General features: G+C 74.1%; 13 protein-coding genes. 3 read left to right on the forward strand and 10 right to left on the reverse strand.

Translation table 11 applies throughout. The features are described 5' to 3' along the window. Window positions 1-106: 106 nt before the first annotated feature. Together BS73_RS26460 and BS73_RS26465 are read left to right on the forward strand one after the other, a co-directional pair. A complete protein-coding gene (locus BS73_RS26460) occupies window positions 107-601 on the forward strand; it encodes a DUF3145 domain-containing protein (protein WP_037576609.1) in 495 nt (164 codons plus the stop codon). A 210-nt stretch (window positions 602-811) separates the two neighbouring features. Further along, complete coding sequence (locus tag BS73_RS26465) at window positions 812-2,896, forward strand: S53 family peptidase (RefSeq protein WP_051940692.1); 2,085 nt, start codon at window positions 812-814, stop codon at window positions 2,894-2,896. Window positions 2,897-2,932: 36 nt separating this feature from the next. Here the strand turns inward: BS73_RS26465 and BS73_RS26470 are convergent, their stop codons facing one another. The 7 genes from BS73_RS26470 to BS73_RS26500 all read right to left on the reverse strand — a co-directional run bounded on the left by BS73_RS26470 (window position 2,933) and on the right by BS73_RS26500 (window position 9,567). Next, complete coding sequence (locus BS73_RS26470; RefSeq protein WP_322987296.1) at window positions 2,933-3,403, reverse strand: hypothetical protein; 471 nt, start codon at window positions 3,401-3,403, stop codon at window positions 2,933-2,935. Window positions 3,404-3,523: 120 nt separating this feature from the next. Next, on the reverse strand, window positions 3,524-4,258 hold the full coding sequence (locus BS73_RS26475) for an enoyl-CoA hydratase/isomerase family protein (protein ID WP_051940695.1): 735 nt from the start codon (window positions 4,256-4,258) through the stop codon (window positions 3,524-3,526). A gap of 155 nt (window positions 4,259-4,413) precedes the next feature. Next, the gene (locus BS73_RS26480; RefSeq protein WP_037576614.1) at window positions 4,414-5,700 is read right to left on the reverse strand and encodes a beta-ketoacyl-[acyl-carrier-protein] synthase family protein; all 1,287 of its coding nucleotides are present in this window, start codon (window positions 5,698-5,700) and stop codon (window positions 4,414-4,416) included. 64 nt (window positions 5,701-5,764) lie between these two features. Beyond that, the gene (locus BS73_RS26485) at window positions 5,765-6,013 is read right to left on the reverse strand and encodes an acyl carrier protein (RefSeq protein ID WP_037576617.1); all 249 of its coding nucleotides are present in this window, start codon (window positions 6,011-6,013) and stop codon (window positions 5,765-5,767) included. Between the two features lie 99 nt (window positions 6,014-6,112). After that, complete coding sequence (locus tag BS73_RS26490; protein ID WP_037576620.1) at window positions 6,113-7,159, reverse strand: beta-ketoacyl-ACP synthase III; 1,047 nt, start codon at window positions 7,157-7,159, stop codon at window positions 6,113-6,115. Window positions 7,160-7,270: 111 nt separating this feature from the next. Further along, window positions 7,271-8,218 (reverse strand): ACP S-malonyltransferase, encoded by a 948-nt coding sequence (locus BS73_RS26495; protein WP_037576622.1) that lies wholly within the window; start codon window positions 8,216-8,218, stop codon window positions 7,271-7,273. Window positions 8,219-8,340: 122 nt separating this feature from the next. Next, window positions 8,341-9,567, reverse strand: a complete 1,227-nt coding sequence (locus tag BS73_RS26500) for a PucR family transcriptional regulator (RefSeq protein WP_037581220.1) — start codon at window positions 9,565-9,567, stop codon at window positions 8,341-8,343. A gap of 200 nt (window positions 9,568-9,767) precedes the next feature. Here BS73_RS26500 and BS73_RS26505 point away from each other — a divergent pair, with 200 nt between their 5' ends. Further along, window positions 9,768-13,235 carry an ATP-binding protein gene (locus BS73_RS26505; protein ID WP_051940698.1) on the forward strand — a complete coding sequence of 1,156 codons (3,468 nt, stop codon included), beginning with the start codon at window positions 9,768-9,770 and terminating at the stop codon, window positions 13,233-13,235. Here the strand turns inward: BS73_RS26505 and BS73_RS26510 are convergent. The 3 genes from BS73_RS26510 to BS73_RS26520 all read right to left on the reverse strand — a co-directional run bounded on the left by BS73_RS26510 (window position 13,183) and on the right by BS73_RS26520 (window position 15,986). Continuing rightward, window positions 13,183-14,019 (reverse strand): ABC transporter permease, encoded by an 837-nt coding sequence (locus BS73_RS26510; RefSeq protein ID WP_084704378.1) that lies wholly within the window; start codon window positions 14,017-14,019, stop codon window positions 13,183-13,185. The two genes, BS73_RS26505 and BS73_RS26510, sit on opposite strands and share 53 nt — an antisense overlap. After that, window positions 14,016-15,035, reverse strand: coding sequence for an ATP-binding cassette domain-containing protein (locus BS73_RS26515; protein ID WP_084704379.1), 1,020 nt, complete (start codon window positions 15,033-15,035; stop codon window positions 14,016-14,018). Before BS73_RS26515 ends, BS73_RS26510 begins: the two co-directional genes overlap by 4 nt. Before the next feature lie 114 nt (window positions 15,036-15,149). Further along, window positions 15,150-15,986: a serine hydrolase domain-containing protein gene (locus tag BS73_RS26520; RefSeq protein ID WP_037576625.1), complete on the reverse strand. Its 837-nt coding sequence runs from the start codon at window positions 15,984-15,986 to the stop codon at window positions 15,150-15,152. Window positions 15,987-16,007: the final 21 nt, after the last annotated feature.

Consider the following 16,007-nt stretch of genomic DNA (forward strand, 5'->3'; position numbering starts at 1 on the left):
ATCGTGTAGTGTTTACCCATTGTCACCACGGGTAGACATGCGGATGACTTCGGTCGTGGCATGAGGCCGCTGGGGAAGGCGCCCCTCGCACCACACTGGAGGTCCGGTGACGACTCGTGGAGTTCTGTACGTGCACTCCGCGCCGCGTGCGCTGTGCCCGCATGTCGAGTGGGCCGTCGCAGGCGTGCTCGGCGTGCGCGTGAGCCTGGACTGGATCCGGCAGCCGGTCGCGCCCGGGACCTGGCGGGCCGAGTTCTCCTGGCAGGGCGAGCCCGGCACCGCTTCCCGGCTCGCCTCCGCCCTGCGCGGCTGGCATCTGCTGCGGTTCGAGGTGACCGCCGAACCCTGTGCCACCGCTGAGGGGGAACGGTTCAGCAGCACTCCGGAACTCGGCATCTTCCACGCCGTCACCGGGATGCACGGGGACATCCTGATCCCCGAGGACCGGCTGCGCTCGGCCCTGCTCAGGGCGCGCGCCGGGGAGAGCGACCTGGAGGCCGAGCTGGAGCGGCTGCTCGGCAAGCCCTGGGACGACGAGTTGGAGCCCTTCCGCTACGCCGGCGAGGGCGCTCCGGTGCGCTGGCTGCACCAGGTGGTCTGAGGCTCCGGGCCGCAGCGCCGCGGCTTCCGGCGCGCGATGCCGAAGCGACGTACCCACGCCGGGTGGTGACAGTTCGTCCGCAGTTCCCGTTCGCCTCTTGCGCATCGGTTGTGCACGCGTGTACACAACTGACCATAAGCAGGGGACACAGCGGGCGCTCCGAACGGGCGTGGTTGTTCGGGGGGCCACCCGTCACCGTCGTTCCGGCACTTGGAGCTACCCATTTCTCGTGGTCTCAGACGAATATCGGCGGCTGCCGTCGCCCTCGGCGCATCCGGTGCGCTGACCGTCGGCGCGCTCGCCCTGGCCGCCCCCGCGGGCGCGGCCACCCCCTCCGCAGGACCGATCTCCGCCGACGCGGCGAAGACCCTGAGCGGGACCAGCCCCTCCTGGGCCAAGCCCGCCGCCGACCAGGGCGCCGCTCCGGCGAGCGCCACCCGCACCGCCCGGGTCTTCCTCTCCGGGCGGGACGCCTCCGGCCTGGCCGCCTACGCCAAGCAGGTCGCCACCCCCGGCAGCGCCGTCTACGGCAGGTACCTCTCGCCGGGCCAGGTCGAGCAGCGCTACGGCACCAGCGCCCAGCAGCTCGCCGCGGTCCGGCACTGGCTGAGCGGCGCCGGCCTGACCGTCACCGGCACCAGCGCCGGCGGCTTCACCGACTACCTCACGGTCAGCGGTTCGGCCCAGGCGATGGACGCCGCCTTCCACACCACCCTCCACCGCTACCGGGTCGGCTCCGCGGTGCACACCGCGCCGAGCCGCAACGCCCAGGTGCCGGCCGCGGTCGCCGGGGCCGTCCTCGGCGTGACCGGCCTGAGCGACGTGCAGCCGGCCGCCCACTCGGGCGCCACCAAGGCCACGCCGAACACCGCCTCGCCGGGCACCACCACCGCGTCCGGCTCGTTCCCGAGCGCCGCCACCTGCTCCAGCTACTGGGGCGAGAAGAAGGTCGGCGCCACAGGACCGGCTACGTACAACGCGGACACCCCGTACGACCAGTGCTCCTTCTACCCGAGCCAGCTGCGCAAGGCGTACGGGATCACCGCCAGCGGGCTGACCGGCAAGGGCGCGACGGTGGCCATCGTGGACGCCTACGGCTCCTCCACCATGGAGTCCGACGCGAACACCTACGCCACCAACCACGGTGACAAGCCCTTCCGTCCGGGCCAGTACTCCGAGGTGATCGACCAGTCCAAGTGGACCGACCAGGACGCCTGCGGCGGTCCCGAGGGCTGGGCGCCCGAGGAGGCCCTGGACGTCGAGATGGTGCACGGCCTCGCGCCGGACGCCCACGTGGTCTACGTCGGCGCCAACTCCTGCATGGACAGCGACCTCTACGACGCGCTGGACACGATCGTCAGCAAGCACCTCGCCGACGTGGTGTCCAACTCGTGGGGCGAGATCATGCACACCACGGACGGCAACGACGTCAGCGCCTCCACCATCGCCTCCTACACCCAGCTCTTCGAGCGGGGCACGATCGAGGGGATCGGCTTCGACTTCTCCGCCGGCGACTGCGGGGACAGCTCCCCGCTGTCCGCCGCCACCGGCGCCAACTGCCAGACCGACACCCCGCGGGCGCAGGCCAACTGGCCGGACTCCTCCCCGTGGGTGACCGCGGTCGGCGGCACCGCCCTGGGCATCAAGGACTCGTCGGGCACCTACGGCTTCGAGACCGACATGGGCACCCACCGCTCGGCGCTCTCCGCCGACGGCCAGAGCTGGACCCCGTTCCCGGCGCCGTTCTACTTCGGCGGTGGGGGCGGCACCAGCGAGGACTTCGCCCAGCCGTGGTACCAGGCCGGGCACGTCCCCGGGTCGCTCTCGCACACACTGATGACCGGTCAGAAGAGCGCCACCGCGATGCGGGTCACCCCGGACGTCGCGCTCAACGGCGACCTGTACACCAGCGTCCTGGTCGGCATGTCGGACGGCGCCCCGTACTCCGAGGGCGGCTACGGCGGCACCAGCGTCTCGGCGCCGGAGTTCTCCGCGGTGCAGGCCGACGCGATCCAGGCCCGGCACGGCATCGCCCTCGGCTTCGCCAACCCGGAGCTCTACGCCAAGCAGCACACCGGCGCGTTCCGCGACGTGGTCAACGAGCGGGCGCTGAAGGGCCAGGCGCCGCTGGACTCGGTCTACGACGCGGGCATCATCAGCGGCTCGCTGCGGGTCCGCCTGGTCACCTTCGGCCAGGACTCCTCCCTGGTGGCCACGCCGGGGTACGACGACGCGACCGGCCTCGGCACGCCGACCGCTCGGTACCTCGACTCGTTCAAGTGGGGCTGGAACTGACCGCCTGCCCCGTCCGCCCCGCCGCCCCCGTCGGCCTCAGTCGACGCGGGCGGCGGTCGCCGGCCAGATGACCTGGACCGGCACCCCGATGTCCCGGGCGGTGGCCACCGTGTGAGCGGTGCCGCCGCCCGGTCCCGTCTCCAGGCCGTCCCACACCGCGAACAGCTCGTCGCTGCGTTTCAGCATCTCCTGGCTGGCTGCCTCGTAGGCGGCCTGGCCGGCCGAGCCGAAGGGCATCAGCACCACCTCGGAGGCGGCGTTCACCAGCCGGTCGTAGCGGTCCGCGGCGCTCGGGCCGGCCGCGGCGGCGTGCCTGCGGTAGTCGGCCGAGGGCAGGACGGCCACCAGTTCGCCGCCGGCCGCGAGCACCGCCTCGGCGAACAGGGTGTCCGTGCCGGGGGCCAGGCAGGAGACGCCCACCAGCCGGTCGGTCTGGGTGGCCTCGTCGTCCACGGCCGCCCGCAGCGCCTCCCGGACCAGCGCAGTGGTGGCCGCGGTCAGTAACACATGGCCCGTTACCCCGACCGTGCGCATATCGCTTCACCTGTCCCCAGCAACCGGTCTCGCGGTGTGTGTCCGGTCCCTCGGCCAGTCTGGCAAACCCGCCGTCCCGGTGCGACGGGGCGGTCAGCGGCGGCCGAGACCGGCCCGGTAGGCGGCCAGGGCCTCCCGGGTGTCGTCGGCGGCGAAGACCCGGCCGAACTCGCGGGTGCTCAGCTCGGCGCCCTCGGCGAGGCCCTTGTTGAGCCAGAGCTCGAAGAGACGGCGCTGGGAGGCCAGCACGGTGGGGGTGTGGCCGACCAGCTTCGCCAGGTAGCCGTCGACGGTGGCGGTCAGCTCCTCCGGCGCGACCAGGGCGTTGGAGAGCCCGGCGGTACGGGGGTCGTCCGCGCGGTAGGAGTCGCCGGTGAGGATCATCTCGCGGGCGAAGCCGAGGCCGACGTGCCGCTCCAGCAGGGCGGCGTCGATCACCGAGGGGATGCCGAGCTTGATCTCCGGCAGGCCGAAGTGCGAGCGGGGAGTGGCGATCCGTAGGTCGCAGGCCATCGCCAGCTCGAAGGCGCCGCCGAGGCAGTGGCCGTCGACGACGGCGACGGTGGCGGCGGGGGCGTTGCGGACGGCCGCGAGGAGGTCGCGGAGGGCGGTGATGAAGCCGACGGCGGTGTCGGGGGTGAGCGCCAGGAACTCGTCGACGTCCACGCCGGCGCTGAAGGCGCGGCCGCCGGTGCCGGAGAAGACGACGGCGCGGGTGCCGGGGGCGAGGCCCTCGACCTGCGCGCGCATGGCGTCGATGTCGGTGCGGCGGAGGGCGTTGAGCTTCTCCGGCCGGTCGAGGGTGATCCGCAGGACGTCATCGGTCATGAGCCGCAGACTCTCGCGCGCGGGGCCCCGCTGTCCAAGTCCGGGTGGCCGCACCATTCTGTCGCTCCGCGACCTGATCCCGCCCCCGGCCCCGGCGAGCCCGCAGGGCTCACCAAGGGGCGCGGGGACCTCCGTCGCCGGGGGCGACGCCCGGGTCAGGCCTGCGGGCTGGCGAAGGCGAGCACCACGTTGTGGCCGCCGAAGCCGAAGGAGTTGTTGAGGGCCACCAGGCGGCCTTCGGCCGGAAGGTCGCGGGGCTTCTCGCGGACGATGTCCGCGCCCTCGGCGGCCACCTCCTCGTCGAGGTCGTCGATGTTGATGGTGGCGGGGGCCGTCCGGTGGTGGAGGGCCAGCACCGTGGCGACGGACTCGATCCCGCCGGCGCCGCCCAGCAGGTGGCCGGTCATGGACTTGGTGGCGGAGATCGCGATCCCGCCCAGCGCCTCGCCGAAGACCCGGTGCATCGCCTTGATCTCGGCCACGTCGCCCTGCGGGGTGGACGTGGCGTGGGCGTTGGCGTGCACCACCGTCGCCGGGTCGATCCCGGTCGTCTCCAGCAGATCGCTGATCGCGTCCGCGACGCCGCGCCCGGTCGGCTCCGGCTGCGCGATGTGGTGGCTGTCGGCGGAGACGCCCTGGCCGATGGCCTCGGCGTAGATCCGCGCCCCCCGCGCCGCCGCGTGCTCCGCGGACTCGAGGATCAGGATGCCCGCGCCCTCGCCGAGGACGAAGCCGTCCCGCGCCTTGTCGTACGGCCGCGAGGCGGTGGTCGGGTGCTCGTTGTTCTTGGACATCGCCATCATGCTGCTGAAGGCGGCCACCGGCAGCGGGTGGATCGCCGCCTCCGTACCGCCGGCGACGACCACGTCGGCCCGGCCGGAGCGGATCATCTCGATGGCGTAGCCGATCGCCTCGGCGCCGGACGCGCACGCGGAGACCGTGGAGTGGACGCCCGCCTGGGCGTTGAACTCCAGGCCGACGTTGGCCGCGGGGCCGTTCGGCATCAGCATCGGCACGGTGTGCGGGGAGACGCGGCGGGCGCCCTTCTCCTTCAGCACGTCGTACTGGTCGAGCAGGGTGGTGACGCCGCCGATCCCGGAGGCCACCACGGTGCCCAGGCGGCGCGGCGAGACGGGCGCGCCGTCCTCGTCACCCGCCGGGGCGGTGAAACCGGCGTCGGCCCACGCCTCGCGGGCCGCGATCAGCGCGAACTGCGCCGACCGGTCCAGCTTGCGGGCCTGTGGCCGGGGGATCACCTCGGTCGGGTCGACAGCCGCCCGCGCGGCGATGCGCACGGGCAGCTGTTCGGCCCATTCCTCGGTGAGGACGGACACGCCGGAGCGCCCGGCGAGCAGTCCCTCCCAGAAGGAGGCGACGTCGCCCCCGAGGGGGGTCGTCGCGCCGAGACCGGTCACGACCACGGTGCGCTTGTCGGTGGTCACTTGCTTCTCTCCCACGTGGATGGATCGTGTCCGCAGCTCAACGAGGACTGCAGGGTGCCGCTGGTCAGGCCTGCTGGCCGACGATGTAGTCGACGGCGTCGCCGACGGTCTTCAGGTTCTTGACGTCGTCGTCCGGGATCTTGACGTCGAAGCGCTCCTCGGCGGCGACGACGACCTCGACCATGGACAGCGAGTCGACGTCCAGGTCGTCGGTGAAGGACTTGTCCAGCTGGACGTCCTCGGTGGGGATCCCGGCGATCTCGTTGACGATCTCGGCGAGACCGGACAGGGCCTCTTCCTTGGTGACGGCCATCTCGGGCTGCTCCTTCTCTTCGAAACTGCTGTGACGGGGGTTGAACCGCGGCCCGCGGTCGCGGGCCACGAAAAACCTACTGGCAGGCGGTGCGCCGCCCTACGGGAGGGTAACCACTGCCGCGGCGTAGACGAGACCGGCGCCGAAGCCGATGATCAGCGCGAGGTCGCCGCTCTTCGCCTCCCCGGAGGCCAGCATCCGCTCCATGGCGAGCGGGATGGAGGCCGCCGAGGTGTTGCCGGTCTCCGCGATGTCCCGGGCGACCGGGACGGATTCCGGCAGCTTCAACGCCTTGATCATCGCATCGGTGATCCGCATGTTGGCCTGATGCGGGATGAACGCGCCGAGCTGGTCGGCGGTGATCCCGGCGGCGTCCAGCGCCTGCTGCGCCACCTTGGCCATCTCCCACACCGCCCAGCGGAAGACCGTCTGGCCCTCCATCCGCAGCGCCGGCCAGGCCGGGGCGCCGTCCTCGGCGGTGGTCGGGCCGTTGATCGCCTCGGGCCGCGCCATCGCCGAATCCCACGCCTGGGTCTGCGTGATGACGTCCCGTTGGCTGCCGTCCGAGCCCCAGATCACCTTACCGATGCCGGGGGTGTCGGAGGGGCCGACGATGGCCGCGCCGGCGCCGTCGCCGAAGATGAAGGCCGTCGACCGGTCCGACTTGTCGGTCAGGTCGGAGAGCCGCTCGACGCCGATGACCAGGACGTACTCGGCGTTGCCGGCCCGGATCAGGCCGTCCGCGAGGGAGAGCCCGTAGCCGAAGCCGGCGCAGGCCGCGGAGATGTCGAAGGCCGGGGCGGTGCCGCAGCCCAGCCGGTCGGCGATCTCGGTGGCCACCGCGGGCGTCTGCTTGAGGTGGGTGACGGTGGAGACGATCACCGTGCCGATCTTCTCGGCCGGCACGCCCGCCTGCGCTATCGCCTTGCCGGCCGCCTGGACGGACATCTCGGCCACCGACTCCCCGGCGCCCGCCCAGCGGCGCTCGGTGATGCCGCTGCGGGTGCGGATCCACTCGTCGGAGGAGTCGATCCAGTCGAGCACCTCGGAGTTGGGGATGACCCGGACCGGGCGGTAGCCGCCCACGCCGAGGATGCGCGAGAACTTCGCGCCAACGCTCGGGCGGATCTCGGGAGTCGGTGTCATCGGTGGCCCCTCCTCGGGGTGATCGCAGCAGTGGTGGGGTGGCCGGTCATGGTAGCCGGTGGGGGTCGGGACGACCCTGGTCGGCTGCCTGGCCGGCCGGCCGGCCCCGCGTCAGCCGGCCGCGTGCTCGGCGACGAGTTCGCGCGCCTTCGCCAGGTCGTCCGGGGTCTTCAGCGCCAGCGTCGCCACACCCTTGAGGTTGCGCTTGACCAGGTTGGTGAGCGTCCCGCCGGGCGAGACCTCGATCACGCAGGTCGCGCCGAGCCGCTCCAGAGAGGCCATGCAGAGGTCCCAGCGGACCGGGTTGGACACCTGGTTCACCAGGCGCCGGATCAGCTCACCGCCGTCGGCCACGGCCGCGCCGTCGGCGTTGGAGAGGTAGGTGACCGCGGGGTCGGCCGGGGTGACCGTCTCCGCGAACTTGGCGAGCCGCTCCACACCGGGGGCCATGTGCTCGGTGTGGAAGGCGCCGGCCACGGCCAGCGGGATGATCCTGGCCTTCGCCGGCGGGTCCGCCTTGAGGGCGGCCAGCTGCTCCAGGGTGCCGGCCGCGACCACCTGGCCGCCGCCGTTGTTGTTGGCCGCGGTCAGCCCGTGCTCGGCCAGCTTGGCCGCGACCTCGTCCGGGTCGCCGCCGAGGACCGCGCTCATTCCGGTGGGGGTGAGGGCGGCGGCCTCCGCCATCCCCTGCCCGCGCTCGCGGACGAAGGCCAGCGCGGTCTCCGGGGTCAGCGCGCCCGCGAGGGCGGCCGCGGTGATCTCGCCGACCGAGTGGCCGGCCACCGCCGCCACGCCGGACGAGGCGAGCCCGCTGTTCCCCGAGGCGGCCTCGGGGAACAGCGCCAGGCCGGTGGCCAGGCCGGCGGCGACCAGCAGCGGCTGGGCGACCGCGGTGTCCTTGATCTCCTCGGCCCCGGCCTCGGTGCCGAAGCGCACCAGGTCGATGCCGGCCGGGTCGGACCAGGCGCGCAGCCGGTCGGCCACGCCGTCGACGTCCAGCCACGGGGTGAGGAATCCGGGCGTCTGGGCGCCCTGTCCAGGAGCAACGAGTACGAGCACGACTCAACCTTCTCCCGTCGGGTACCCCCGACGCGGGTGCGAACGGTGACGAAGAAGGGGGCATGGGCTTGTAGGTTCCCCACAGCCCCGGTACAGCGCGGATGCCCGTAACGGGCCGGACCTCAGTCCGTCCGGAGACGGCCGAGGGCCAGGGCGATCCGCAGGGTGAAAGCGGAGCGGACGTCGGAGGGCGAGTAGCCGGTGACGTCGGTCACACGTCGAAGCCGGTAGCGGACGGTGTTCGGGTGTACGAACAGCATCCGGGCCGCGCCCTCCAGGGAGGACGCCTGCTCCAGGAAGACCGAGAGGGTCTCCAGCAGCGCCGAGCCGGCCTCGTCCAGCGGGATGTAGATCTCCTCCACCAGCTGCCGGCGGGCGACCGCGTCGCCGGAGAGCGCCCGCTCCGGCAGCAGGTCGTCGGCCAGTACCGGGCGCGGGGCGTCCGGCCAGGCGGCGACCGCGCGCAGCCCGGCCGCGGCGGCCTGCGCCGAGGAGGTGGCGGAGAGGAGGTCGGAGACCGGCGGGCCGACCACCACGGGACCGGTGGCGAACTGCCCGATCAGGGCCTTCGCCGCGGAGACCGGGTCGGCCGGACGGGGCGCCTTGGTACGGGTGGCCGGGGCGTTCTTGGCCGCGGTCGGGTTGATCCCGACCACCACCACCAGCCGGGCGCCGAGGACGCCGGTCAGCACGTGCAGCCGGGCGTGCCGGGCGGCCCGCCGGATCGCCTCCACCACCAGCTCGCTGTCCCCGTCCGGGGAGCTGCCCATCACCACCACGACCTGCTCGGGCGCGCCCCAGCCGAGCGCGGCGGCGCGGGACAGCACCCCCTCGTCGACGTCCCCGGAGAGGAGGGAGTTGACGACCAGGGCCTCGAGGCGGGCGTCCCAGGCGCCGCGGGCCTCCGCCGCCTGGGCGTAGACCTGGGCGGTGGCGAAGGCTATCTCCCGGGCGTAGACCAGCACGGCCTCCCGGAGGCCGTCCTCGTCGCCGGGCGCGGCCACCTCGTCGATGGTCTCCTCGACCACCTCGATGGTGGTGCGGATCATCTCCACGGTCTGACGGAGCGTCACCGCCCTGGTCAGCTCGCGGGGGGCGGTGCCGAAGACGTCGGTGGAGATCGCCTGGGGGGCGTCCGGGGTGCGGAACCACTCGATGAAAGCGGCGATACCGGCCTGGGCGACCAGGCCGATCCAGGAGCGGTGCTCGGGCGGCATCCTGCGGTACCAGGAGAGGGTCTCGTCCATCCGGGCGATCGCCTTGGACGCCAGCTTCCCGGAGGACCTCTCCAGTCGCCGCAGCGTGTCCGCGTGCCGCTTGGCGCGCTCGGCGGCCGCGCGCCGCTCCACCGACGTGGCGGCGCCCCGGGGGCTCCTCGGGGTCGGGTCCTCCGCGGTGTCCACCGTGTCCTGACTGGTCACACCGTCCGGCACTTCGGTCTGAGCTGCGTCGTCCGCCACGTGCTCAGCCTAAGCGAGTCCGCGTCGCAGGCGTTGCCGGGGCCGCGCGTTCGCGATTCCCCGAACGGAACATGTTCGATAATGAGCCGGTGCGCTACGGGATTCTGGGGCCGGTGCGGGTCGAGCGAGCGGCCGGGGCGACGGACGGCCGGGACGGGGAGGAGATCCCCGTACGGGGCGCGCGGCTGCGTGCCCTGCTGACCGCGCTCGCCGCGCGCGCCGGGCGGGAGGTCTCGGTGGAGGCGCTGGCCGCCTCGGTCTGGCGGGACGAGGAGCCGCTGCCGGCCGACGTGCCCGCGGCGGTCCAGGCCCTGGTCGGCCGGCTGCGCCGGGTGCTCGGCGCGGAGGCGGTGGCCTCCGGCGGGGCCGCGGGCGGCGGCTACCGGCTCGCCGCCTCCTGGGCGGAGGACGTGGACGCGGGCCGCTTCGAGCGGCTCGCCGCCGAGGGCTCGGCGGCGCTGGCCGCGGGCGACCCCCGGCGGGCCGCCGTACTGCTGCGCGAGGCGCTGGGGCTGTGGCGCGGGGAGGCGCTGGCCGATCTCGCGGACCAGGTCCCGGCGGCCCGGGCCCGGCTGGAGGCCTCCCGGGCGGCGGCGCTCGAGCAGCGGCTCGCGGCGGAGCTGGCGGTGGACGGCCCCGCCGCGGTCCTGCCCGAGCTGGGCGAACTGGTCGAGGCGTACCCGCTGCACGAGCCGTACCGGGCGCTGCGGATCCGCGCGCTGGCCGCGGCCGGGCGCCGGGCGGAGGCGCTGGACGCCTACGAGGCAGCGCGGACCGGGCTGGCGGACCGGCTCGGCGTCGACCCGGGGCCCGAACTCCGGGCTCTCCACGCGGAGTTGCTGGCCCAGGACGGACCCGGGGGCGGACCGGCGCGGCCGCCCGCCCGAACGGAGCCGGCGGTCCCGAGCGCCCCGCGGCGGCTGCCGCCCCGGCTCTCCTCCTTCGTCGGCCGGGACGCCGACCTCCACCGGCTGCGCGAACGGCTGTGCGGCTCCCGCCTGGTGACCCTGACCGGGCCCGGCGGCGCCGGGAAGACCCGCCTCGCCCTGACCGCCGCGGAATCCCTCTCCGGCGCGTCCGGCGGGGCCGCGGCCGCGCCCTTTCCGCACGGGGTGCGGCTCGCCGAGCTGGCGCCGGTGGAGGACCCGGCCACCATCCCGGCCGCCGTGCTGAACGGCATCGGCGAGCGCGACACCGTGCTGTGGAACGGCCTGGACAAGCCGCTGGAGCCGCAGGAGTCGCTGCCCCGGCTGCTGGACGTCCTCGCCGACCGCAGCCTGCTGCTGGTCCTGGACAACTGCGAGCACCTGGTCGACGCCGCCGCCCGGTTCGCCGAGACCCTCCTCGCCGCCTGCCCCCGGGTCACCGTGCTGGCCACCAGCCGGGAGCCGCTGAACATCCCCGGCGAGGAGGTCGTCCCGGTCGGCCCGCTGCCGCCCGCCGACGCGCTGCGGCTCTTCGAGGAACGGGCGGCCGCCGCCGGCCGACCGCCGACCCCCGCGGACCGGCCGGCCGCCGAGGAGATCTGCACCCGGCTGGACGGCCTGCCGCTGGCCATCGAGCTGGCGGCCGCCCGGCTGCGGATGCTGTCGCCCCAGCAGATCGCCGACCGTCTCGACGACCGCTTCCGCCTCCTCACCAGCGGCGCCCGCACGGTGCTGCCCCGCCAGCAGACGCTGCGCGCGGTGGTCGACTGGAGCTGGGAGCTGCTGGACGCCGAGGAGCGCCGGCTGCTGGCCCGGCTCTCGGTCTTCGTCGGCGGCTTCACCCTGGAGGCCGCCGAGGCGGTGCTCGGCGCGGACGCCTTCGAGCCGCTGGCCGCCCTGGTGGACAAGTCGCTGGTGGCGGCGGTGCCCGCGGCCGAAGGGCGGGCGGACGGCGCCGCCGGGCCGCGCTACCGGCTGCTGGAGACCATCCGCGAGTACGCCGGCGAGCGGCTGCGGGAGGAGGGCCGGGGCCCCGCCGAGGCCGCCCGGGACGCCCACGCCGCCCACTACGCGGACCTGGTCGCCGGGCTGGAGCCGCGGCTCCGGGACGCCGGCCAGCTGGCCGCGCTGGCCGAGATGGAGACCGAGCTCAGCAACATCCGCGCGGCCCTGCGCCGGCTGCTGGACGCGGGCACCCCCTCGTCCGCCGCCACCGCGCTGCGCACCGTCAACGCCCTCTCCTGGCTCTGGCAGCTGCGCTCCTACGCGGACGAGGCCGCGGCCTGGTTCACCGAGGCGCTGGAGGCCAACGGCTGGGGCCTCCCGGAGAGTTACGCCGCCCAGCCGCCGCTGAGCATGACGGAGCTGCTCAGCTGGCGCCCGGAGGAGCCGGAGGAGGCGTCCGAGCCGCTGCCGTTCACCATCGACCCGTACGACCCGCTGGACCGGGACCGGATGGACGCCTGCATCGAGCTGATGATGTGCGGCCAGGACTCGGCGACCATCGGCCGCTGGCGGCGCTGGTTCGCCCGGCTGGCGCAGGAGATCACCCCCATCGCGCGGGAGACCGACTACGGCATCGGCTATCCCGGCATGATGTTCGTCCCGATCGGCGCCTTCATGCGCGGCGACTTCCAGGCCATGTCGGAGAGCCTGGAGGATCAGGTGCGCCGCTGCCGGGCGTCCGGGAAGCGGTGGGAGCTGGCGATGCTGCTCAGCCTGCGCTCCCGGGTGCCGCTGCCGACCGGCGACCGCGCCGAGCGGGAGGCGCGGCGGGCCGAGGACGCGGCGGAGGCCCTGGAGATCTTCACCGCCCTCGGCGACCGGATCGGGATCAACCAGGGCAACTCCGCCGTCGCCGAGACCCTGATCAACGCCGGCCGGACCGAGCTGGCCCGGGAGCACATCGCGGCCGCCATGGCCGCCGCCCGGGAGCTGGAGGCCCGCGGCGAGATCCCCGAGCTCCACCTCCAGCTGGCCACCGCGTGGAACGCGGAGGGCAACGAGCGGGAGGCGCTGCGGGAGGCGCACCGGGCCCTCGAACTGGCCGAGGAGCTGGCCGTCCGCGATGTCACCACCTTCGCCCGGATCATCGTCGGCGAGGCCGAGCGCCGGGCCGGGAACCTGGAGCGGGCCTGGGAGCTGCTGTCCCGCGCCGAGGGGCAGAAGGACCTGGGCACCCCGCCGCCGTTCTTCGAATGCTGGCTGCGTTCCTTCAACGGCTCCCTCCTCGCGGACGAGGGCCGGTACGCCGAGGCGGTGGCCCAGCACCGCCGGGGTCTGGAGTCGCTGGACTTCCCCTGGACCGAGGGCAACCCCGCCTGGCAGATGCTGGCCGCGGCGATCCCGGCGCTGCGCGGTGCCGGCGAGCCGGAGCGCGCCGCGGAGCTGCTGGGCGCCGCCGCCGCGTGGGGCCAGGGGGTGTCGGTGCCCCCGCACGACGTGCGGATGGTGGAGGCCGAGCGGGCCGCGCTGCGCGAGGCGCTCGGCGAGAGCGCGCTGGACGCGGCGACGGCCCGCGGTGCGGAGCTGGACAAGGCCGGGGTGCTGGCGCTGGTCGACTCCGTCCTCGACGACCTCAGATCTTCTTCCGGTACATCCGGACCGCGACCGGCGCCGCCACCACGATGATGCCGGCGATCCAGGCCAGCGAGATCCACAGGTCGTGGGCGTAGGCGCCGCCGGTCATCAGCCCCCGGCAGGCGTTGATCACGTGGGTCATCGGGTTGACCTCGACGAAGGCCTGCAGCCACCCCGGCATCGTGTCGGCCTGCACGAACATCGAGCTGCCGAACTGCAGCGGCATGGTGACCAGCACGCTCAGCCCCTGCACGGCCTGCGGGTTCTTCCCCCGGATGCCGACGATCATGAAGACCCAGCCGAGGGCGAAGGAGAAGGCCATCACCAGCAGGACGGCCAGCAGCGCCGCCCCGGCGTTGGTCTGGAACCGGAAGCCCAGCAGGCTGGCGAAGGCGACCGTGATGGCGGCCCCGAGGAGCAGCCGGCACTGGTCCGAGAGCAGCCGGCCGACCAGCACCGCCGAGCGGGCGATCGGCAGCGAGCGGAAGCGGTCCATCACGCCGTTGTTGAGGTCGGTGTTGATCCCCACCCCGGTGGTGGACCCGGCCATGATGGAGGTCATCACCAGCATGCCGGGCACCACGAACTGCAGGTAGGCGTGGGTGGAACCGGAGATCGCGCCGCCGAAGACGTAGCCGAAGAGCAGCAGGAAGATGATGGGCATCAGCACGACGTCCATCAGCTGCTCCGGATCGTTCTTGATCAGGATCAGATATCGCCGGGTGACCGCGCCGACATGGCGCAGCATCGAGCGGAACGGGACCCGCTGGGAGGCGTCGTCGTCGATGTGGTCGGAGATCTGCGGGGCGGCGGGGGCGAGGGCGGCGCTGCTCATCGGGTGGCCTCCGGTTCGGTGGTGGTGCCGGTCAGGGTGAGGAAGACCTCGTCCAGGCTGGGACGGGCCTCGGTGACGGAGGCCAGCGGGACGCCGGTGGCGGCGACGGCGGCCAGCGCGGCGGTGAGCTGGTCGTCGTCCGCGGGCGAGCCGACGGCGGTGCCCTCCGCCAGCCGGACGTCGGCCAGCCCGGCCGCGCGCAGCGCGTCGGCCACGGCGGGGGCGTCCTCCGGGCGGGTCGGGCGGAAGCGCTGCTCGCGGGCTCCGATCAGCTCCTTGAGCTGGTCCGGGGTGCCGCGGGCGATGATCCGGCCGCGGTCGATCACCACCAGGTTCTCGGCCAGCGCCTCGGCCTCCTCCATGTACTGGGTGGTGAGGACGATGGTCGCGCCCTGGCCGGCCAGCTCCCGGACCTCCTCCCAGACGCCGTTGCGGGCGCGCGGGTCGAGGCCGGTGGTGGGCTCGTCCAGGTAGAGCACCCGGGGTCGGCCGACCAGGGAGGCGGCCAGGTCGAGGCGGCGGCGCATGCCGCCGGAGTACTGGCCGGCCCGGCGGCCGGCGGCGTCGGTGAGGCTGAAGCGCTCCAGCAGCTCGTCGGCGCGGGCGCGGGCCTCCCTGGCCGGCAGGTCGAGCAGCCGGCCGATCATGTAGAGGTTCTCCCGGCCGGAGAGCCTCTCGTCCACCGAGGCGTACTGACCCGTCAACCCGATGGTGCGGCGCACCAGTTGGGGGCGGGCCAGCACGTCGTGGCCGTCCACCACGGCGCTGCCGGAGTCCGGGCGCAGCAGGGTGGCGAGGATGCGGACCAGGGTGGTCTTGCCGGCGCCGTTGGGGCCGAGGACACCGAGCACCCGGCCGCGGGGGGCGGTGAGCGAGACGCCGTCCAGGGCGCGGTTCTCGCCGAAGGTCTTCACGAGGTCCCGGACGACGATGGCGTCCTCGGCCCGCGTCTCGCCGTGCGGCGGGGCGGGGACGGCGGCCTGGGGGCTCGTCCGGGTGCTGGTCGTAGTCGTCATGGCTACGACTCTGCGGCCGGCCGCCGACAGGGCGCCGACAGGCGGCCTACAGGCCTGCCGACACGCTACCTACAGGCCTGCCGACAGGCCGTTTACAGGACTGCCGCGCGGCGCCTAGACGCCGAGTTCGCGCAGCACGCCGTCGGTGAAGGCCGGCCAGGCCTCCTTGGACCAGTCGCCGAAGGAGCGGTCGGTCAGCGCCACGCAGGCCGCGCCCGCCGCCGGGTCCACCCACAGGAAGGTCCCGGACTGCCCGAAGTGGCCGTAGGTGCCCGGCGAGGAGAGGCCGCCGGTCCAGTGCGGCGACTTGCCGTCCCGGATCTCGAAGCCCAGGCCCCAGTCGTTGGGCCGCTGGTGGCCGAGGCCGGGCAGGACGCCGCTGAGCCCGGGGAAGGCCACCTCGCGGGTGGCTGCCCGCAGGGTGGAGGGGTGGAGCACCTTCGGCTGCTCCGCCTGGAGCTCCGCCGCGAACCGGGCCAGGTCGGCCGCGGTGGAGACGCCGCCGGCGCCCGCGAGGCTCTTCGCCTCGGCGTGGAAGTGGGTGGCCGCCATCCCCAGCGGCTGCAGGACCGCCTCGGCGACGTACGCCGGGAAGGCCATCCCGGCCGCCGCTTCCAGGGTCTCGGCCAAAACGTCGAATCCTGCGTTGGAGTACAGGCGGCGGGTGCCGGGGGCGGCCATCGCCCGCCGCTCGTCGAAGGCCAGGCCGGAGGTGTGGGCGAGGAGGTGGCGGACGGTCGAGCCCTCCGGCCCGGCCGGCTGGTCGAGCTCCAGCGCCCCCTCCTCGACCGCGACCAGCACCGCGTAGGCGGTCAGCAGCTTGGTCACCGAGGCCAGCATGAACGGGCGGTTCACCGGCCCGTGCACTCCGGCGGTCGAGCCGTCGCTCCGCACCACCGCGGCGGCGGCCGTGCTCACCGGCCAGTCGTCGATCGCCCGCAGGCTGTCCATTCCGCTCCCACTCCGGTCGTC

It is taken from the genome of Phaeacidiphilus oryzae TH49 (assembly GCF_000744815.1).
GTDB classification, from domain to species: domain Bacteria; phylum Actinomycetota; class Actinomycetes; order Streptomycetales; family Streptomycetaceae; genus Phaeacidiphilus; species Phaeacidiphilus oryzae.

What these genes read in the sequence shown, in the direction of transcription:
- BS73_RS26475 (WP_051940695.1), bottom strand. Translation starts at nt 4,258, where the DNA reads ATGACCGATGACGTCCTGCGGATCACCCTCGACCGGCCGGAGAAGCTC.
- BS73_RS26510 (WP_084704378.1), bottom strand. Translation starts at nt 14,019, where the DNA reads ATGAGCAGCGCCGCCCTCGCCCCCGCCGCCCCGCAGATCTCCGACCAC.
- BS73_RS26515 (WP_084704379.1), bottom strand. Translation starts at nt 15,035, where the DNA reads ATGACGACTACGACCAGCACCCGGACGAGCCCCCAGGCCGCCGTCCCC.
- BS73_RS26485 (WP_037576617.1), bottom strand. Translation starts at nt 6,013, where the DNA reads ATGGCCGTCACCAAGGAAGAGGCCCTGTCCGGTCTCGCCGAGATCGTC.
- BS73_RS26520 (WP_037576625.1), bottom strand. Translation starts at nt 15,986, where the DNA reads ATGGACAGCCTGCGGGCGATCGACGACTGGCCGGTGAGCACGGCCGCC.
- BS73_RS26490 (WP_037576620.1), bottom strand. Translation starts at nt 7,159, where the DNA reads ATGACACCGACTCCCGAGATCCGCCCGAGCGTTGGCGCGAAGTTCTCG.